This window comes from Fructilactobacillus sp. X3R2C1 (genome assembly GCF_059901235.1).
In genome coordinates this window covers 43299-63983 of the sequence record NZ_JBWXVA010000004.1, presented here as the reverse complement: position 1 = coordinate 63983, position 20685 = coordinate 43299, and the positions used below count along the sequence as shown (strand labels likewise).

Genomic DNA, 20685 nt, shown 5'->3' with positions numbered 1-20685 from the left:
ATATTACATTTGTCACAAAAATAAAAAAAGCAGACCAACGTCTGCTTTTTGTTTAGTAATCTATTTGTGATGTTTACTCTGCTTGGCCTTTCGAATGGCCTTTTTCACGGCGCGATCGTGTTGACGCTTTTCACGTTCTTTTTCTTCACGTTCACGATTAATCTTCCAAGGGTTCTGAATCAATAACGTTTGAACTACTTGGAACGCGTTGGTTACCACCCAGTATAATGACAAAGCTGATGGCACGTTTAACGCGGTGAAGAAGATAATGATTGGCATCCCAATCGTCATCATCGTGGTCATTCCGTTTGATTCGGGTTGACCTTTCATTGACAGCCACGAACTAAGGAACGTGAACACGGCGGCCAAAACTGGCAGGATGTAGTACGGATCTGGAGTTCCCAGCTGTAACCACAAGAAGTGACCAGTTCGAAGGATATGAGTTCGCCAGATGGCTTGATACAAGGCGAAGATCACTGGCAACTGGACTACCATTGGCAAACAGCCGGCCCATGGATTAATTCCTGCTTCCTTGTAGAGCTTCTGCTGCTCAGTCTGCAGTTTTTCCATGGTCTCTGAATCTTTACTGGAGTACTTCTTTTGCAGGGCCTTCAATTGGGGCTGAATTTCCTGGGTCTTCTTCATACTCTTGGTCTGATACATCATTAACGGAAGAAGAATAATTCTAACCAGAATGGTGAAGAGGATAATTCCAATTCCATAGTTATCGCCAAAGAACTTTGATAACCAAATAATCACTCTTGAGAAATTCAAGACAACTAAGCCATCCCAAATTCCTTTACTATGACTAGTAATTGGGGCGTTACTACATGCCGTGAGCACCAGACCAATACTGGCAATCGCAAGTGTAGTAGCGATTCGTTTAAGTTTTTTCAATTTTATTCCTCGCTATAATCAGAATCTAGTAAATGAGCTAACTTTAAAACATGAATTAGACTTGCCTTAACGTCTTTTTGTGACATCGCATCCGCTCTCGGTCTTGCAATGATTAAAAAATCAACGTCCGTTTTTAGGTCTGGCTTTAATTCGGTGATCGACTGGCGAATTCTACGTTTAACCCAGTTGCGATGCACGGCATTTCCAATCTTCTTTCCAACGGAAATCCCGATGCGGAAATGTTTTTGTCCCGGCTTTTCCAGTTGATACACGACAAACTGTCGATTAGCAACCGAATCATGTTTTTCGAAAACCTTTTGAAAGTCAGCTTCTTTTTTGACACGGTACGATTTTCTCATGAATAATCTCCAAGTATTTTCAAAAAATAATGAAAAAGACCACTGAATGGTCAGTGGCCTATGCCGATAATACTTTTCTACCTTTTTGACGTCGATGTGCTAACACTTTGCGACCTTTACCAGTGCTCATCCGTTTTCTAAATCCGTGAACGCGGTTTCTACGACGTTTCTTTGGTTGGTAAGTTCTTTTCATTACTAACCCTCCTTACTAATTAATCGCCTATATTAAATTGTTTATTCAATAGCTTTTCTAACTTATAGTATCACAAATCGACCAATCTTCAAATAGAGATTTTAAATTCATAGGTAACACTCCGTTCGATTCAAAAAAGTTTCATAAAATTTACTTGTGGATTATTGTGGATAACTCATCCCGTAATTAACACGAATTCAACACGTTTTTAAACAAAAACACAGCATGTTAACAACGTTAACCACAATCTGTGGATAAAATCAATAATCATGCTGACATCCCCGTCACATTAATAATTAGTTGTCCACATTTTCGTGTTAATTACCTAAAATATTCGCGTGATTTTGATATTTATTAACAATACTGTGGATAAACAGTAAACAGGGTGTGAAACATTTGTCCACACCCTGTTTTTTCTGTGGAAAACTTTTTTTAAAAATGATATTATACATTCATAATTTAAACACAAGGAGTCACTCTCAATGGATCAAAACGAATTATGGAACAAAATTAAAAGTAAATTTAAAGCGGATCCGAAATTTGAGGGAACGACATATGATACATGGATCGCCACCGTGAACCCAATCTCATATGATGGCGATACCCTAACACTCGAATTACCATCCTCGCTTCACCGTGACTACTGGGAGAAAATGCTTAAAAGTCAGCTGGTTGAGTACGCTTATGCCATTACTTACAAGAACATTTCACCAAAATTTGTTCTAGAAGAAGAATTAAAAAAGAAGCAAACCCCAGCTCCTACACCGGAAGACGAGAACGAAAAGTCATATAGTTACACCGACACGCACTTGGAGCCCAATTACACCTTTGAAACCTTCGTGATTGGACAGGGTAACAAGATGGCTCAGGCCGCAGCGCTAGCGGTCAGTGAATCACCCGGAAAATTGTACAATCCACTCTTCTTATATGGTGGAGTTGGTTTAGGTAAGACCCACTTGATGCACGCGATTGGCAACAACATTATCAAACACGACCCGAGTCAGCGGGTGATGTACGTTACAAGTGAGAAATTCGCCAACGACTTTATCGGTGCCATCCAAAACAATAAGATGGATGATTTCAGAAACGTTTACCGAAACGTCGACGTCCTCTTAGTTGATGACATCCAGTTTTTTGGTAATAAAGAAGGAACTCAGGATGAGTTTTTTAACACCTTTCAAGCGTTATATTCCAATCACAAGCAGATTGTGCTAACGTCTGACCGGTTGCCAAACGAAGTGCCAAAACTAAAAGACCGGTTGGTATCACGGTTTGCGTGGGGCCTGTCCGTTGACATTACCGCTCCCGATTTAGAGACACGAACCGCTATCCTTAGGGCCAAGGCCAAAGCTGACAACATGAACATTCCAGCGGACGCATTAGGCTACATTGCGAGTCAAATTGAGTCTAACGTCAGAGAACTAGAGGGGGCGTTATCAAGGGTTCAGGCTTTTTCCAAACTCAATAACGCTCCCATTGATACTGAACTAGTGGCAAACGCCCTAAGGCCACTGAAGTTAGCCAAGGCGCGCTCGGCTCTGACCGTGTCAGACATTATCTCGAAAGTCGCCTCTTACTATCACATTAGTGTAAAGGAAATTAAGGGCACCAAACGGGTCAAGGCCATCGTGGTTCCTAGACAGGTTGCCATGTACCTGTCACGTGAAATGACCGACAATTCGCTTCCAAAAATTGGCGACGAATTTGGTGGTAAGGATCACACTACCGTCATTCACGCCTACGACAAGATTAGTAAAATGGCCGCAAATGACTCTGATCTGAGTAAGCAAATCTCAGACATCAAGACGGAACTCCAGCACTAAGCGTTGCTCGGTTTAAAAATGTTATAATAACGGGTGTGGATAAACGGGAATTTAACCGTTGATTTACCCACAAAGTTATCCACAGTTGATAACTTTTATTCCGTAACTAATCATTGAGTTATCCACAGTATTAACAGTGCCTACTGCTTCTACTGTTTTTTATCTTTTTAATTAAGTAAATAAACATGCACCACATTTTGAGGGGGAAATTTGGCAATGAAATTCGTAATTAACCGTAATGCTTTCATCAAAGCACTAAATACCGTATCAAGAGCAATCTCATCAAAAACGACCATTCCAATTTTGACGGGTTTAAAATTAGACGTATCAGAAAGTGACATTCTACTAACTGGTAGTAACGCTGACGTTTCAATTCAAACTAGCATTCAAGCTTCTAATCCAGATAATGAACTCACGATTAACTCAACTGGTAGCATCGTCTTACCAGCCCGTTTTTTTAGTGAGATCGTTAAAAAGTTACCCGATAAAACCATGTCATTAGAAGTTGGTGACAACTTTCAGACCACGATTAAGTCAGGTAACTCAGAATTTACGATCAACGGTCTTGATGCGAACGGTTACCCACATCTACCTGAAATTGATTCCGACAATACGGTTGATTTAGCGGCTGATATTTTCAGACAGGTTATCGGACAGACGGTCATTGCGGTTTCAAAACAGGAAAGTCGGCCAATCTTGACTGGGGTGCACTTCACGCTTGCTAACAATAAGTTGCTTGCGGTTGCAACCGACAGTCACCGTTTAAGCCAACGAAGAGTTAGTCTTCCAGCTGATGACGACGGTAAGTTTGACGTGGTCATCCCAGGTGACAGTTTAAAAGAACTCTCACACATGCTTGATGGAATCGATCAAAACATCCAGATGAACCTGTCAGAGAATCAGGTTCTCTTTACCCTCGGTGACACCCGGTTCTACTCACGTTTACTTGAGGGCAATTATCCGGATACTTCGCGTCTGATTCCAAAGACCTCAAGTACCAAGATGGAGTTTGCGGCCGGTGACTTGCTCGCCGCAATCGAGCGGGCTTCGCTGTTGTCACATGAATCACGAAATAACGTCATTAAGTTGACGATTAAACCAACCGACCAGGTTGTTACCATTTCGGGGAATTCTCCTGACGTTGGAACCGTTGAAGAGGATTTAAAGCCAAAGACTTCAGAGGGCGATGACCTTGAAATTTCGTTTAACCCCGATTACATGAAGGAAGCTCTCAGAGTTTTTGGGCAAACTGACATTGAGATTGCGTTTACTTCAGCTCTTCGTCCGTTCACGCTGGTTCCAACCGAAAATAAAGAAGATTTCATCCAATTGATTACCCCAGTTCGAACCTTTTAATTAAGAATGATTATCAACGACCTTCATTTTGAGGTCGTTTTTTTATGTCTTTAAAATGAAACCAAATTATATTTACCAAAGACCTCAAAATATTAAAAAAGCTCATATTTCCATTTATTTACGAATATGAGCTTTTTAGATCATTTGAGGCATTTTTGTCTAGAAATGCGTACACGCGCATAAAACGCATAAAATCGCCCGATTTATGTACTTTTACCAAATTTTAGCGTATAATAGAAATAGATTGAAAGTGGGTGAATTCATGAAAAAAGACATTTTCATAACGACTCCGTACATAACTTTAGGGCAACTCTTAAAAGAAGAGAACATTGTTGAATCAGGTGGCAAAGCGAAGTGGTACCTAAAGGAAAATATGGTGTATCTAAACGATGAGCCTGAGAATCGACGTGGCAAGAAACTCTACCAGGGTGATACGGTCTCAATTCCAGACGTAGGGATGTTTTTTATTAAGACAAAGTAGGGTTAAGCATGCAGCTAGAAGAATTGAAATTACGCAATTTTCGTAATTATAAAGATGCTGACGTTCATTTCTCAGATGGAGTGAACGTGTTACTTGGACAAAACGCCCAGGGCAAAACCAATCTACTTGAAGCAATTTACGCGCTCGCACTTACCAAAAGTCATCGGACCACTACCAATCGTGATTTGATTAATTGGGAAGAACACCATGCGCAATTGTGGGGTCGAGTTAAAAAGAACCATACTACCACTGAACTAGAGCTTGATTTTGGTAAAAATGGCAAGCGAGCCAAGGTCAATCACATTGAGCAGCCCAAGCTATCGTCTTACGTCGGGCAGCTGAACGTGATTTTGTTTGCTCCCGAAGATTTGTCGATTGTAAAGGGTTCTCCTCAGATTAGAAGGCACTTTATGGACATGGAGTTTGGCCAGATGAGTAATCGTTACCTATACAACATGACCCAGTACCGTCGAATTTTGAAACAACGAAACGCTTATTTACGTGAACTATTACTTCACAAACAGAGTGATCTGGTCTACCTGGATGTATTGTCAGACCAGCTTTCAGCGTATGCGGCCGAGATTATTTTTCAACGCATCCAACTGATTGCCAAATTACAGAAATGGTCTTCGGCCATCCATTACGAAATTTCACAGCAAAAGGAAACGTTGCGATTTAAATACGTCACTGCGCTAAAAAAGACCGATTTAACGTCGGTGGAACGAATCTATCAGAGTCTGCTGGCTAAATTTAAGGCCAATCGAGATAAAGAAGTGAGGCAAGGAACGACGATCTTTGGGCCGCATCGTGACGATTTACACTTCATGGTTAACGGTAAGGATGTCTCTATATTTGGTTCACAGGGTCAACAGCGAACGGCGGCGTTATCCACGAAGTTGGCCGAGATCGATTTAATGAAAGAAGAAACTGGTGAATACCCGGTTTTACTACTTGATGATGTTTTGTCTGAACTTGATGAAAGTCGGCAGACCCACTTGCTGACTGCCATTCAGGATCGGGTTCAAACCTTTCTAACCACCACAAGTATGAGTGGGGTCGCATCTGATTTAATCAACAATCCCAAGACTTTTCACATTGAAAAGGGAGTCATTGTATCCGAGTAACGTAGTTGAGGAGGAATTGTAGTGACTGATCAAGAAAAAGAAGCAAAAAGAGAACGGGCCGGGGAGTATGACGCTAGTCAAATCCAAGTCCTAAAGGGACTAGAAGCGGTCAGAAAGCGTCCCGGAATGTACATTGGAGCCACTAACGAACAGGGACTCCATCACTTAGTTTGGGAAATTATCGATAACGGAATTGACGAAGCGTTGGCGGGTTTTGCTGACGAAATCAACGTTACCGTGGAAAAGGATAACAGTATTACGGTCGTTGATAATGGTCGTGGGATTCCCGTGGATACCCAAAAAGATACCGGTAAATCGGCACTAGAGACCGTCTTCACCATCCTTCACGCTGGTGGTAAATTCGGCGGTGGCGGATACAAAGTGTCCGGTGGACTTCACGGAGTTGGAGCCTCAGTGGTAAACGCCTTGTCAAAGGAACTAGACGTTGTTGTTACTAAAGGTGGCAAGCGGTACTACATGGACTTTGAAAGGGGTCACGTCAAGACGCCAATGAAAGTCATTGGGGACGCACCCAGGGATGCTCACGGAACTAAGGTTCACTTTGTTCCCGATCCAGACATCTTTACCGAGACCACGACCTTTAACATGAAGACTTTGACCACGCGTGTCAGAGAACTGGCCTTTTTAAACAAGGGGTTAAGAATCACAATTAGAGATGATCGCCCCGAAAAACCCGTGGAACACGATTTCTTCTACGAAGGTGGAATTCGGCACTACGTCGAATTCCTCGATCGGGGTCGCACTCCAATCTTCAAGGATCCCATCTACATTGAGGGTCAGGAAAATGGCATCACGGTCGAAGTTTCAATTCAGTACACTAATGATTATCACAGCACCCTTTTGACGTTTACTAATAACATCAATACCTATGAGGGTGGAACCCACGAAGAAGGGTTCAAGCAGGCTTTAACCCGAATTATCAATAACTACGGGAGAAATAACAATTTAATTAAGGATAGCGAGCCAAACCTTTCTGGTGACGATGTTCGAGAAGGAATGACCGCGGTCGTTTCGGTTAAGCATCCCGATCCTCAATTTGAGGGTCAGACCAAGACCAAACTTGGTAACTCTGATGCGAGAACCGCTACGAACCACATTTTCGGTCAGGAATTTTCCAAGTTCATGATGGAACATCCGCAGATTGCCGAACAGATTGTTGAAAAGGGTTCCGTGGCCTCTAAAGCGCGAGCCGCAGCGAAAAGAGCTCGTGAAGTAACCAGAAAACGAAGCGGACTTGAAATCAACAGTTTACCCGGGAAGTTGGCTAACAACACCAGTAAGGACCCGAAAGTCTCCGAATTGTTTATCGTCGAAGGTGATTCGGCTGGTGGTTCTGCTAAACAGGGTCGTTCTAGACTGACGCAGGCCATCCTGCCAATTCGTGGCAAGATTTTAAACGTTGAAAAGGCCACGATGGAAAAAATTCTGGCTAACGAGGAAATTCGTTCTTTGTTTACCGCGATGGGGACTGGCTTTGGCAGCGACTTCGACATTAGTAAGGTTAACTACCACAAGTTAATCATCATGACCGATGCCGATGTTGATGGGGCCCACATTCAGATTTTGCTTCTAACCTTAATTTATAACTACATGCGTCCAATGATTGATGCTGGATACGTCTACATTGCCCAGCCACCGTTGTACCGAGTTCGTCAAGGAAATAAGTTCCAGCGATACGTTGATTCTGATGAGGAACTTCAGGAGTTGTTAGCTCAACTACCTGCTTCACCAAAACCACAAATTCAACGATACAAAGGTTTAGGCGAAATGGATGCCTCACAGTTGTGGGACACCACCATGAATCCAGATCATCGTCGTTTACTAAGGGTTACTTCTGATGATGCTTCGGCTGCTCAAGAAGCCTTCACCATGTTAATGGGTGAAAAGGTAGCTCCAAGACGGAAGTTTATTGAAGACAACGCAACCTTTGTTGAAAACCTGGATGTATAAATTGTTTCACGTGAAACAATTAGGTTAATTGACTGATTTAACAAGGAATGGAGGCAAAATCTCTTGGTAAATGAAGAAAATAATAAACCAAGTCGAGTTCAAAACATTGAATTATCGAAGAAGATGAGATCATCATTCTTGGATTATGCAATGAGTGTGATTGTGTCCCGTGCGCTTCCTGACGTTCGTGACGGCTTAAAACCGGTTCATCGTCGAATCCTGTACGATATGCACGAACTAGGAGTTACACCGGATAAGCCTTACAAGAAATCCGCGCGAATTGTTGGGGATGTTCTAGGAAAGTTTCATCCTCACGGTGACAGTTCCGTGTATGAGGCCATGGTTCGAATGGCTCAGGAATTTAGTTATCGTTACATGTTAGTTGACGGACACGGAAACTTTGGTTCCGTCGATGGTGATGGTGCCGCTGCCATGCGTTACACCGAGGTACGACTCTCCAAGATTGCGATGGAAATGTTGCGAGACATCAACAAGGACACCGTTGATTTTCAGCCCAACTACGATGGCACCGAACGTGAACCAGTGGTCTTACCGGCTAGAATTCCGAACCTCCTTTTAAATGGAGCTTCTGGGATTGCGGTTGGAATGGCCACTAACATTCCACCTCACAATTTAAGCGAAGTAATTAGTGCAATTCACATTTTGATGAGAAATCCAGACGCTACCACCAATGATCTGATGGAAGCTCTGCCCGGACCTGACTTCCCTACTGGGGGAGTGGTCATGGGTAAATCTGGAATCAGAAGAGCCTACGAAACGGGTCGTGGTAGTATCATTGTTCGGGCTAAGGTTGACATTGAGGAACAAAAAAACGGCAAACAGCGCATTATTGCGACTGAATTGCCGTACATGGTCAACAAGGCTAAGTTAATCGAACGGATTGCTGAACTAGTAAGGGACAAACGAATTGAAGGTATTACCGCCATTAACGATGAGTCCGATAAGGACGGGATGCGGGTTGTGATTGATGTCAAACGGGATGCTTCAGCTGAAGTTATCTTGAACAATTTGTACAAGTTAACCCTGATGCAAACCTCCTTTAGTTTCAACATGCTAGCCATCGTTGATGGTGCGCCGAAAGTCTTGAGTCTGAAACAAATTCTGCAGTACTACCTGGAGTATCAGGTGGAAGTTATTACCAGAAGAACGAAGTTTGACTTACGTAAGGCTCAGGCTCGAGCTCACATTCTGGAAGGGTTACTGGTTGCTCTTGACAACATTGACGCCGTCATCAAGATTATTCGTAATTCCGCGACTGGCGATATCGCCAAAAACGAACTGATTAGCAATTTTGATTTAGACGACAAGCAAGCGCAGGCCATCTTAGACATGCGGCTGGTTCGATTAACCGGACTGGAACGTGGCAAGATTACCGACGAGCATAATAAATTACTGGCTAACATTAAAGATTACAAAGACATTTTAAACAGTCGAGATCGGATCAACGGCATTATTTACGATGAACTCCTTGAGATTCAGAAGAAGTTTGGTGACAAACGGCGGACCGAATTACTGGTTGGTGAAATTACCAGTATTGAGGACGAAGATTTAATTGAAGAGGAAAACGTCGTAATTACTTTGACCCACAACGGTTACATTAAACGACTACCAACCGACGAGTTCAAGGCCCAAAATCGTGGAGGTCGTGGAATTCAAGGAATGGGTGTCAATAAGGACGATTTCATTGAACATCTCCTGTCAACGGCAACCCATGATCGACTCTTGTTCTTCACGAACGCTGGCAAAGTTTATAGTATGAAAGCTTACGAAGTCCCAGAGTACGGACGATCCGCGAAGGGAATTCCAATTGTTAACCTCTTAAACTTGGGTCAAAATGAGAAGATTCAAACGGTTATCAGTATTTCGTCCCAGCATAATGACGAGGACAAGTACCTGTTCTTTACAACGAAACTGGGAACGGTTAAACGAACCCCAGTCTCTGACTTCTTGAACATTCGAAAGAATGGTTTAAAGGCCATTCACTTACACGATAATGATGAAGTGATTGGCGTATCCATCGTGGATAACGGCGACAACATGATCATTGGAACTCATTTGGGATACGCCGTTAGCTTTAGAGCTGATGACGTTCGCTCTATGGGACGTTCGGCTTCAGGAGTGAGAGGAGTTCGACTCAGACCAAATGACTATGTGGTTGGAGCGGCCATCTTGACACCTGACAGTGACGTGTTTGTCATTTCTGAAAATGGATATGGGAAACGCACGAAAGCTTCCGACTACCCGATCAAGGGTCGCGGTGGTAAAGGAATCAAGACGTCAAACGTTACTAAGAAAAATGGTCCCCTAGTGGGATTAAGTACCGTGACTGGTGATGAAGACATCATGTTAATCACTAACATGGGTGTTATGATTCGGTTTGCCGTTTCCAACGTTTCTGAAACCGGCCGTGCCACCCTTGGAGTTCATTTAATCCGAGTCGACGATAATGCTAAGGTTGCTACGATGGCAGTCGTTGCAAAGGATGAAGAAAACGAATCAAAGGTCAATGAACCAGCTTCATCTACTGATCAATCCGAAGAATAATGCTTTAAAATAACACTACGTTAACGGTAGTGCTATTTTTTTGGCTAAATTTATGGTTAACATTCGTAAATTGGCACTTTCATATTGATTAAATGGTGCAATTCGATTATGATATTGGTTGTGTTTGAAACATTTAAACTAAATTTGACAAAATAGTTCGTAAAATAATCAAGGAGAGTTATGAAGATGGACGTGTTTGATTACGAAGATATTCAACTGATTCCGAATAAGTGTGTGGTCAATTCTAGAAGTGAGTGTGATACTTCCGTGGAATTTGGTGGCCGTAAGTTCAAGATCCCGGTCGTACCCGCCAACATGCAAACGGTTATTAATGCTGATTTAGCCGAAAGCCTTGCAAAAAACGGTTATTTTTACGTCATGCACCGTTTTCAACCTGAGAAACGACTTGATTTTGTTAAAAAGATGCACGCTGACGGGGTCTTTGCCTCTATCAGCATTGGGGTCAAGCCTGGCGAGTATGACTTCATTAAAGAGTTGGTCAAAGCCAACCAGCTTCCTGAATACGTTACGATTGACATTGCTCACGGATACTCGGACTCGGTTATCAATATGATTAAATTCGTCAAAGAACAGATGCCTGACACCTTCCTGATTGCTGGAAACGTTGGAACGCCAGAAGCCGTGCGGGCACTTGAAAATGCCGGAGCGGACGCTACCAAGGTTGGAATTGGACCCGGGAAAGCCTGCATTACCAAGATTAAGACCGGCTTTGGAACGGGAGGATGGCAGTTAGCTGCCATTCGGTACTGTGCGAAGGGTGCCAGAAAGCCAATCATCGCTGACGGTGGGATTCGGACCGATGGTGATATTGCGAAATCAATTCGCTTTGGTGCTACAATGTGCATGATTGGATCGATGTTTGCGGGCCACGAAGAGTCGCCCGGTAAAAACGTTGAAAAAGACGGTAAGGAATACAAAGAGTACTTTGGTTCCGCATCGCAATTTCAAAAGGGTGCCTACAAGAACGTTGAGGGTAAAAAGTTGTTGGTTCCGTTTAAGGGCAGTATCTACGACACTTTAAGAGAAATGCAGGAAGATTTACAGTCCTCAATTTCTTATGCTGGTGGAAAATACATCGATGCCATTAGAAAAGTTGATTACGTGGTCGTAAAAAATTCAATTTATAATGGCGATTAAAAAAAGATTTAAAAAAAGCTTCGTATTTAATCATGTATCGCAAGTCAACGTCTCGAATGTCCTGTTGAAGTAAAAAACAATCAATGATATAATCAATCGTTGTGAGTTTAATTAGATTTTAATTGACTCCCCTTGCTCTCCAAATCACTGGAGAGCCGACAGTCCACAAGGAGGTGTAATTCATGGAAAACAAATACGAAATTACTTACATCATCAGACCAGATATCGACGATGCTGCCAAGACTGACTTGGTCAACCGCTTCGATAAGATCTTGACTGATAACGGTGCAAACGTAATCGATTCAAAAGACTGGCAAAAACGTCGTCTTGCTTACGAAATCGGCGGTTACAATGAAGGTACTTACCACATTGTTAACGTTGAAGAAGGCGACAACGACCAAGGTCTAGACGAGTTTGACCGTCTTGCTAAGTTTAACAAAGACATCTTACGTCATATGATCGTAAGAAGAGACGACAAATAATTAGAATGAAAGGAGTTTTTCAGTATGATTAATACAGTAGTTCTTACTGGACGCTTAACACGAGACGTTGATTTGCGATACACCCAAAACGGCGCAGCAGTGGGTACTTTTACGCTAGCTGTTGACCGTCGTTTCACTAACTCAAATGGTGATCGGGAAGCTGACTTCGTCAACTGTGTCATTTGGCGCAAATCAGCTGAAAACTTTGCCAACTTCGTGCATAAGGGTTCCCTGGTTGGAATTGAAGGTCGAATTCAGACCCGAAATTACGAAAACAAGCAGGGTCAACGAGTTTATGTTACCGAAGTAGTCGTTGAGAATTTCACTCTCCTTGAACCACGTTCACAGAACGGAAATGGTCAGGGTCAAGTTAACAACGGTGGCAATCACGCTCCTAGCGAAAATCCATTTGGAACTCCAAAGACGAGTGGTCAGGCCACTCCTAACAATAGTAAAGGTAACGACAATTCGAAGGATCCGTTTGCTAACTCTGGAGACCAGATTGATATTTCCGATGACGATCTTCCATTTTAATGGAACGATTTGATTAATGTTTTAGGAGGGAATTACACATGGCTCAACAAAGAAGAGGTGGCCATCGTCGCCGTAAGGTTGACTTTATCGCCGCTAATCACATTGAATACATTGATTACAAAGACGTTGATTTGTTAAGACGTTTCGTATCAGAACGTGGTAAGATTTTACCTCGTCGAGTTACCGGAACAAGCGCTAAAAACCAACGTAAGTTGACCATTGCGATCAAGCGTGCCCGCATCATGGGCTTAATGCCATTCGTAGTTGGTGACTAATTAAGAATTTGAGACTTAACTAATTTAGTTAGGTCTTTTTTTTATCCGATTATTGGGTTGCCTCAATGTGATAAAATAGAAGCTATAATGGAGCAAAGATGGGAGTTACTATGAAGAAATTCTTTTCACAAATGACGTTGCCGCCATTTTTAAAAAATACACGATTAAGAAAAATTACGATTTTTATTGCAATTTCATTGATTTTGGGACTAGTAATTGCCTTTCTCTACAACTTCTTTATCGGAATCGTTCTTTTACTGATTGCTTGTGTGGGACTCGTCTATACCATTAACACGATGAACCGCGTGGGTGAAGAATCCGATAAGTACATCAACGATTTGTCCTATCAAATCATGCGCGGGCAACAGGAGTCACTGCTTGAGATGCCGATTGGGATCTTAATCCTTGATGATAACCACGTGGTGGAGTGGATTAATCCATATTTACAGCCATACTTTGATAGTACGGAGGTGGTCGGATATCCACTTGACCATTCTGCTCCAGACCTCTTTGACATCATTCAGGCAAACCTTGACCAGACCAAGCCAATTGAGGTCACCTGGCGCGGTCACATGTTCGATATGTTGATTCAAAGAGAGTACAACACCGTCTACATGATGGACATTACCCGCTATGCTGAGATTGAAAAGAAGTACGAAAACGGTAAAATTGCGGTCGGCCAGATTTTTCTGGATAACTTTGACGAAATTACGCAGTCAATGAGCGATCAGGACGTCTCGAACCTTAGAAACTACATCACCAACGAACTGAGCTCGTGGGCGCAGGAATACGGGATTTTTCTAAAGCGAATTGATGCGGATCATTACTTTATCCTGTTGTACGTTTCCGCGTTGAATCAAATTGAGGCGGATAAATTTAATATTTTAGACGTGATTCGAGAGGATACCTCGAAACAGAACCTTCCTTTGACCCTTAGTATCGGGATTTCATACGATGATAATAACCTGAACAACTTAGCCGACCAGGCTCAGAGTAACCTTGATTTAGCTCTTGGTCGTGGTGGCGATCAGGTTGTCGTCAAGGCCAAGGACAAAGAAGCCCGCTACTACGGTGGAAAGACGAACCCAATGGAGAAACGAACGCGGGTCCGGGCGCGAATGATTTCCCACGCTTTACAGGAACTAATGAAAGAATCGGATCAGATCTTCGTTCAGGGTCATGCTCAACCTGACATGGACGCGATGGGAGCCGCCATGGGAATCAGACGGATTGCCCAGATGAACGGGAAGCAGTGTTGGATCGTGATGGATGACGAAGAGCCGCACTCTGACATCAAGCGGTTATTAAACGCGATTGATGATTATCCAGACATTAAGGAATCAATTATTACCCCAGATAAGGCGTTGAAAAAGGCAACTGACAACAGTCTGCTGATTATGGTTGACCATTCAAAGCCTGACATGGGGGTTTCTGGTGACCTGTACAAACGCTTAAAGAACCGCGTGGTTATCATCGATCATCACCGACGTGGTGAAGACTTTCCCGAGAATCCGATCCTGGTTTACATTGAACCATACGCTTCGTCGGCCTGCGAACTGATTACTGAGATGTTTGAGTACCAGTCTCAAGACGCCGATCCAATCAATCAGTTAGAGGCGACCGCCATGCTGAGTGGGATTGTGGTTGACACCCAATCCTTTACGATTAGGACGGGGACGAGAACCTTTGATGCGGCGAGTTATCTGCGGTCAGCTGGTGCCAACGCTGATGAAATGGCTGACTTCATGAAGGAAAGTATCAATAATTACATGGCACGAAACCACCTGATTTCCATGATGGAACAGATTGATGAGAACATGGCCCTAATCACCGCTGAAGATGATAAGGAGTATGATTCTGTCATTGCTGCGCAAGCGGTTGATTCGCTTCTGACAATTGACGGAGTAGAAGCCTCGTTTATCGTCTTTAAGCGAACTAACGGTAACATTGGAATTTCGGCGCGAAGTAATGGTAACATTAACGTTCAGTTGATTATGGAAGCACTCGGTGGGGGTGGCCACTTATCAGCGGGAGCTACGCAAATTCCCGACGAAAGTGTTTCAGAGGTTAAGAAGACACTACTAGGTGCCATTGATAAAATCGTTAATAACGATGATAAAACCGACCAATAGCAGAATTAGTTTAAATCTGTTAAATTATTAGTAAACAAGGAGGGATTTAAAATGAAAGTAATCTTTTTAAGCGATGTTAAAGGCAAGGGCAACCGGGGCGACGTTAAGGACATGCCATCTGGGTATGCTAACAACTTTTTGATTAAGAAGGGCTTGGCTAAAGAAGCTACCAAGCAGGCTATCAGTGAATTAAAGGCTCAACAACACGTTGAACAGGAGCACGAGCAAGAGGAACTAGCAGATTCCAAGAAACTGAAAAAAGAACTTGAAAATGACAAAACCGTCGTTGAACTGAAGGCCAAGGCTGGGTCTGACGGTCGCTTGTTCGGTTCCATTACCAGTAAACAGATTGCCCAGGGACTTTTGGATCAATACAACATTAAACTGGATAAACGGAAGATTGAATTAAGTGAACCAATCAAGACTATGGGGTATACCGATGTTCCCGTTAAGGTTCATCCCCAGGTTTCCGCACAAATTCGGGTTCACGTCAGCGAAAAATAGTCGTAAGTTGCAGTTAGAAAAGAGTCGATAATGAACAACGATACTTTAAATGATCACACGCCACCACAAAATATTGAGGCCGAAAAGGCCGTTTTGGGTTCCATTTTTCTGAGTACCGACGGTTTAGTTGACGCGATGGAATATCTGAATCCAGATGACTTCTATAAGCGAGCGCATCAATTAATTTTTAAGGCGATGTTGGATCTAAATGATGACGATCAGGGCATTGATGCCGTGACCGTGACCGATCTTTTGAAGCAGCGGGACCAACTGGAAGACGTTGGTGGTGTGCCTTACATCATTGATCTGACCAACGCCGTCCCAACGGCCGCTAATTTGGTCTACTACGCGAAAATTGTAAGAAATAAGGCCGTGCTCAGGCGCTTGATTCAGACGGCTACTAACATTGCCACTCAGGGATATGAACAGTCCGAAGACGTCGAAGACCTCTTAGATAATGCCGAACGTGACATTATGAACGTCTCTGAGGACCGTAATCAGTCGGGATTTAAGAACATCAAGGACGTTTTAAACGAATCATTTACAAAGATTGACCAACTTTCTCAAAATGGTGGCGACGACATCACGGGCCTTGCGACTGGTTATCATGAGCTCGACAAGATGACGACCGGACTTCATCCCGGCGAATTGATGATTCTAGCTGCCAGACCGGCCGTTGGTAAAACCGCCTTTGCGCTAAACATTGCGCAAAACGTGGGAACCAAGACCGACAAGACGGTGGCCATTTTCAGTTTGGAAATGAGTGCCGAATCGTTAGTGAACCGAATGTTGTGTGCTGAAGGTAGCATTGATGCCAATCACCTTAGAACGGGTCAGTTGACCGAAGAGGAGTGGCAAAATCTAGTCATTGCGATGGGCAGTCTTTCTAAGGCCCACATTTACATTGATGATACTCCCGGCAATAAAATGGCTGGAATTCGGGCCAACTGTCGTCGTTTGGCAAAACAAACGGGAAACTTAGGGCTAATTGTGGTCGACTACCTCCAGTTAATTGAGGGTGGTAATAAAGAAAACCGGCAACAGGAAGTGTCTGAGATTTCCAGACAACTTAAAAAGCTGGCCAATGAATTACAGGTGCCAGTGATTGCGTTATCTCAGCTTTCGCGTGGGGTGGAACAGCGTCAGGACAAGCGTCCGGTGCTGTCTGACATCCGTGAATCGGGGTCAATCGAACAGGATGCTGACATTGTTGCATTCTTATACCGAGAGGATTATTATGAACACGATTCAGACGATGATGACCAAGATCCACGTTCCGATGTTGAAAATGACGATGATAACGTTGGCGAAGTTGAAGTTATTATCGAAAAGAACCGTTCGGGTCCACGTGGAACGGTTAAATTGCTCTTTATTAAATCGTATAATAAGTTTTCATCGATTTCATACGCTTCAAACGATGGTGTACAGTAAAAGGCCACTTACAGAGTAAGTGGTCTTTTTATTAAAATTAAGAATGATTGAGAGGATTTTCAATGAATAACAATGAAAAGACACAAGGGTTGCCAAAACTTACCACGGCCGCAATCTGGTTTCTATCCTTTGGAATTCTTGGAGTCCAAATGGCGTTTGGCTTAATGAATTCGCAACTGGGAAGAATTTTTCAGACCCTCGGGACTTCTCCGAGTCTTTTAGGGCTTCTGTTTATTATTCCCCCAATTGCTGGATTATTTGTCCAACCGTTAGTGGGAGCGTGGTCCGATCGAACCTGGGTGCCAAAATGGGGAAGAAGAATTCCCTACCTCATTATTGGGACCGTTGCTTCCGCCATTACCCTGTTTCTTTTACCAAACGTTGGTGATTTTGGCTGGCCGAGCATCATTACGATCTCACTGGCCGCCGTCATCACGTTGGTTTTGATGATTGCGTTCAATATGTGTGTGCAACCCTACAAGATGTTGATTGGTGACATGGTTAATCAACGTCAGAGTGGGTTTGCTTACTCAATTCAGAGTTTTTTCTTAAACATTGGGAGTGTGCTAGCGTGTTTATCGCCGTGGGTTTTCACCGAGCTCGGGGTCAGTAACACCGCTAGTAAAGGGATGATTCCTAATTCAGTCATTTTTTCGTTCTACGTTGCGGTGATCGTTTTAATCTTCTGTACGTTTATTACCGTCATGAAGGTTGATGAGTATCCCCCTAAACAGTTTAATGACTATCATGGACTGGAGCAGAATGGCGAACGGGCCAAAAAGAGTACGTGGATGCTTTTAAAAGATGCTCCACGCGTTTTCTGGGTGGTATCCATCATCCAACTTTTTGCCTACATTGGCTTTGCCTACATGTGGATGTACGGGACGAGTATCATTGCCAAAAACGTTTTCAACACAACCAATCCGATGAGCAGTGGTTATCAGTCCGGTGGTAATTTATTTGGAATTTTATCGGCCGTTTATGCTTTATCAGCTGTTATTTTTTCACTTTTACTATCAAGAATCCCCCAACGAAAGTACAAGTTGCTCTTTTCAATTAGTTTGGTAATTGGCGGGGTCGGCTTTTTGATGTCAGCATTCTCCCACACCGTTTTCTTGCAGGTGCTTGCGTTTATTTTGATTGGCATTGGATGGGCTGGCGTTTCGGTCTACCCGTTGACTTTTGTAACCCGTGAGATTCCAGGAAAGTACATTGGTGTGTACATGGGACTGTTTAACGTTCAAATTTGTATTCCCCAAATTGTGGCTTCACTTGCCAGTCCACTAGTTGTGATGGCAATTGGATCCATTGCTAACATCTTTGCGATTGCGGCGGTTACCATGGTTTTGGCGGCAATCTCAGTATGGATCTTAAACGACATTAAGGACTAGTTGGAGGTGAGAACGTGCAGGTAATTAATGTAGGTGGTTTTCGGGGGCATCCACTGACCGTTAGTTTCGATGGGTTGAACGTCTATTTTGACTACTTAGATGTAATTAATTTATTGAAGCTCAAAATGGTTTCACTTTCAGACAGTGAACTAGTGACTGATGAAAATGGAGTTAACCAATTAACCGTTTTAGGAACGTGTCGTCTTGCTTCCCTTAGTAATTATCCACGTGCTGACCGACTAATGCGCTGGATTCAGCAGCAGGTAAAACCAATCGTGTTGCGTTACGGAAATAGTTTAAAGCAGAATCAGATCACTAAATCAATTGATGACGTTTACGGTGAGTTACACGTAAGTGGGATGGAAATGACGAAACGTGAGTTTTACCAGTTCTTAAGAGCCCATCACTACACCATCAAATGGCTCAAGGGAAATAATAGCCCCAGTAACCTGAGTATTAAAAAACGGTTAATGGTACCAAAAATTGGTCATTTTAACTTGCCTCAACCATGTGGAGCGGATAAACTATACGTAAACGCGGCTTTTACCACCAAAGGTGTCCAAGTTGTAATTAATCAGTTGAAAAAATTAGATGAAGTTGCCTATCAACAGGTTTCATTGTTTTAAATGATAATTGTTCCACGTGAAACAATTGATGTAATCCCATGGTGTTTAAGGATTAGAGGTGTTAAGCGTGAAGAAGCAACATGTCCTATCGTTAATCTTGGCCTTTTTGGCGGCAATGTTTTTGATTCTCGTTCCGTTTATTGAGGATCAAAGCTTGATTTGGATTGGTCTGGCGATGGCCGGTTTTTGTGCTGTTTTAGCAATTTTAACCGAGATTTTAGCAATTAAAAAATAAAAAAGGAAGGATCCTTCGCAATTAACGAAGATGGTCTTTCCTTTTTTAGTGAAATTAATGATATAAAAAAAGATCATGGCGTTAACCATGATCATGATATGTGATGGGCAGTCAGGGGATCGAACCCTGGACCCACGGATTAAGAGTCCGTTGCTCTGCCAGCTGAGCTAACTGCCCAAATCAAAAGTACATTCATTATAATAGCATACCGCAAAACCCCATGCAACACTAATTTACAAAAAAGGCGAAATTGCAGATACGGAAGAAATACTGAAAAGAGCTGTTATTAATTAACAACAGTTGTTGAATAACGTGAAGCGAGTAATTTGATGTGTTACAATTTAACTAGGATTGAGCGTAAAATAAGCCTTGATCCCAAACTTGATTGATATAGGGACTGCCAGCAGTTCAAAGGAGACAAATAATATTATGAAGAAAAAAATTCTAGTTGTCGATGATGAAAAACCAATTACGGACATTGAAAAATTTAGTTTAACCAAAGAGGGATTTGACGTCGACGTCGCACACGATGGGCAAGAGGCCCTTGATAAGGTTGATAGTAACACGCCTGACCTCATTATTCTTGATCTCATGTTGCCAAAGGTCGATGGCTTAGAAGTTGCCAAGGAAGTTCGAAAGACCCACAACATGCCAATTATCATGGTGACTGCCAAGGATTCTGAACTTGACAAGGTGCTCGGTCTAGAGCTCGGTGCCGATGACTACGTTACTAAGCCATTTTCCAACCGTGAATTAGTGGCACGGGTCAAGGCCAACTTGAGACGGCAGAACATCACTGGTTCAGCTGGGGAGGGAAAAGACGATAATCACGATATCGAAATCGGTGACCTGGTGATTCATCCTGACTCTTACTCCGTTACTAAACGTGGGAAGGGTGTGGATCTTACCCACCGAGAATTCGAACTTCTTCATTACCTAGCCCAACACATTGGTCAAGTGATGACCAGAGAGCACTTGCTTCAGACGGTTTGGGGCTACGATTACTTCGGTGACGTTCGAACCGTCGACGTGACCGTACGTCGTTTACGAGAAAAAATTGAAGATGATTCAAGTCACCCCAAGTGGTTAGTAACCAGACGTGGGGTCGGTTATTACCTGCGGGATTCCGAAAAAGAAGAATAACCCAA

20 protein-coding genes and 1 tRNA gene are annotated in these 20685 nt (G+C 43.0%); 17 read left to right on the top strand and 4 right to left on the bottom strand.

The features are described from left to right. Positions 1-60: 60 nt before the first annotated feature. The 3 genes from AC6UDB_RS05095 to rpmH are packed head-to-tail and all read right to left on the bottom strand — an operon-like array spanning position 61 to position 1449. Positions 61-897: a YidC/Oxa1 family membrane protein insertase gene (locus AC6UDB_RS05095; RefSeq protein ID WP_500696254.1), complete on the bottom strand. Its 837-nt coding sequence runs from the start codon at positions 895-897 to the stop codon at positions 61-63. 2 nt (positions 898-899) lie between these two features. Next, positions 900-1256 (bottom strand): ribonuclease P protein component, encoded by a 357-nt coding sequence (gene rnpA, locus AC6UDB_RS05090; RefSeq protein WP_500695946.1) that lies wholly within the window; start codon positions 1254-1256, stop codon positions 900-902. A gap of 58 nt (positions 1257-1314) precedes the next feature. Further along, positions 1315-1449 carry a 50S ribosomal protein L34 gene (gene rpmH, locus AC6UDB_RS05085; protein ID WP_500694208.1) on the bottom strand — a complete coding sequence of 45 codons (135 nt, stop codon included), beginning with the start codon at positions 1447-1449 and terminating at the stop codon, positions 1315-1317. 482 nt (positions 1450-1931) lie between these two features. Between rpmH and dnaA the strand changes: the two genes are divergently transcribed. The 16 genes from dnaA (at position 1932) to AC6UDB_RS05005 (ending at position 19537) form a co-directional block, all read left to right on the top strand. Further along, on the top strand, positions 1932-3272 hold the full coding sequence (gene dnaA / locus AC6UDB_RS05080) for a chromosomal replication initiator protein DnaA (RefSeq protein WP_500701431.1): 1341 nt from the start codon (positions 1932-1934) through the stop codon (positions 3270-3272). A 216-nt stretch (positions 3273-3488) separates the two neighbouring features. Then, positions 3489-4628: a DNA polymerase III subunit beta gene (dnaN, locus tag AC6UDB_RS05075; protein ID WP_500709320.1), complete on the top strand. Its 1140-nt coding sequence runs from the start codon at positions 3489-3491 to the stop codon at positions 4626-4628. A 262-nt stretch (positions 4629-4890) separates the two neighbouring features. After that, entirely contained in the window at positions 4891-5109 is a 219-nt protein-coding gene (gene yaaA / locus AC6UDB_RS05070; protein WP_500694205.1) for a S4 domain-containing protein YaaA, read from the top strand. A gap of 8 nt (positions 5110-5117) precedes the next feature. Continuing rightward, complete coding sequence (recF, locus tag AC6UDB_RS05065; RefSeq protein ID WP_500709318.1) at positions 5118-6233, top strand: DNA replication/repair protein RecF; 1116 nt, start codon at positions 5118-5120, stop codon at positions 6231-6233. A 21-nt stretch (positions 6234-6254) separates the two neighbouring features. Next, positions 6255-8204, top strand: coding sequence for a DNA topoisomerase (ATP-hydrolyzing) subunit B (gyrB, locus tag AC6UDB_RS05060; RefSeq protein WP_500694202.1), 1950 nt, complete (start codon positions 6255-6257; stop codon positions 8202-8204). Positions 8205-8327: 123 nt separating this feature from the next. Next, positions 8328-10769 (top strand): DNA gyrase subunit A, encoded by a 2442-nt coding sequence (gene gyrA, locus AC6UDB_RS05055; protein WP_500699763.1) that lies wholly within the window; start codon positions 8328-8330, stop codon positions 10767-10769. A 186-nt stretch (positions 10770-10955) separates the two neighbouring features. After that, positions 10956-11927, top strand: a complete 972-nt coding sequence (locus tag AC6UDB_RS05050) for a GMP reductase (protein WP_500709317.1) — start codon at positions 10956-10958, stop codon at positions 11925-11927. A 182-nt stretch (positions 11928-12109) separates the two neighbouring features. Beyond that, positions 12110-12409: a 30S ribosomal protein S6 gene (rpsF, locus tag AC6UDB_RS05045; RefSeq protein WP_500694200.1), complete on the top strand. Its 300-nt coding sequence runs from the start codon at positions 12110-12112 to the stop codon at positions 12407-12409. Between the two features lie 24 nt (positions 12410-12433). Further along, on the top strand, positions 12434-12943 hold the full coding sequence (ssb, locus tag AC6UDB_RS05040) for a single-stranded DNA-binding protein (RefSeq protein ID WP_500694199.1): 510 nt from the start codon (positions 12434-12436) through the stop codon (positions 12941-12943). 38 nt (positions 12944-12981) lie between these two features. Beyond that, positions 12982-13218, top strand: coding sequence for a 30S ribosomal protein S18 (gene rpsR / locus AC6UDB_RS05035; RefSeq protein ID WP_010022194.1), 237 nt, complete (start codon positions 12982-12984; stop codon positions 13216-13218). 110 nt (positions 13219-13328) lie between these two features. Then, positions 13329-15350, top strand: coding sequence for a DHH family phosphoesterase (locus AC6UDB_RS05030; RefSeq protein ID WP_500709316.1), 2022 nt, complete (start codon positions 13329-13331; stop codon positions 15348-15350). 51 nt (positions 15351-15401) lie between these two features. Beyond that, positions 15402-15854: a 50S ribosomal protein L9 gene (gene rplI, locus AC6UDB_RS05025; RefSeq protein ID WP_500694197.1), complete on the top strand. Its 453-nt coding sequence runs from the start codon at positions 15402-15404 to the stop codon at positions 15852-15854. Positions 15855-15884: 30 nt separating this feature from the next. Continuing rightward, complete coding sequence (gene dnaB / locus AC6UDB_RS05020; RefSeq protein ID WP_500695952.1) at positions 15885-17285, top strand: replicative DNA helicase; 1401 nt, start codon at positions 15885-15887, stop codon at positions 17283-17285. Positions 17286-17347: 62 nt separating this feature from the next. Continuing rightward, entirely contained in the window at positions 17348-18676 is a 1329-nt protein-coding gene (locus tag AC6UDB_RS05015) for an MFS transporter (RefSeq protein WP_500706082.1), read from the top strand. Between the two features lie 14 nt (positions 18677-18690). Further along, a complete protein-coding gene (locus AC6UDB_RS05010) occupies positions 18691-19302 on the top strand; it encodes a hypothetical protein (protein WP_500709314.1) in 612 nt (203 codons plus the stop codon). A gap of 67 nt (positions 19303-19369) precedes the next feature. Then, a complete protein-coding gene (locus tag AC6UDB_RS05005; protein ID WP_500695955.1) occupies positions 19370-19537 on the top strand; it encodes a hypothetical protein in 168 nt (55 codons plus the stop codon). Between the two features lie 104 nt (positions 19538-19641). On the opposite strand, the gene AC6UDB_RS05000 is transcribed toward AC6UDB_RS05005, so the two are convergent. Further along, positions 19642-19714: transfer RNA gene (locus AC6UDB_RS05000), tRNA-Lys, on the bottom strand. 252 nt (positions 19715-19966) lie between these two features. Here AC6UDB_RS05000 and yycF point away from each other — a divergent pair. Further along, the gene (gene yycF, locus AC6UDB_RS04995; protein WP_039143559.1) at positions 19967-20680 is read left to right on the top strand and encodes a response regulator YycF; all 714 of its coding nucleotides are present in this window, start codon (positions 19967-19969) and stop codon (positions 20678-20680) included. Positions 20681-20685 lie beyond the last annotated feature (5 nt).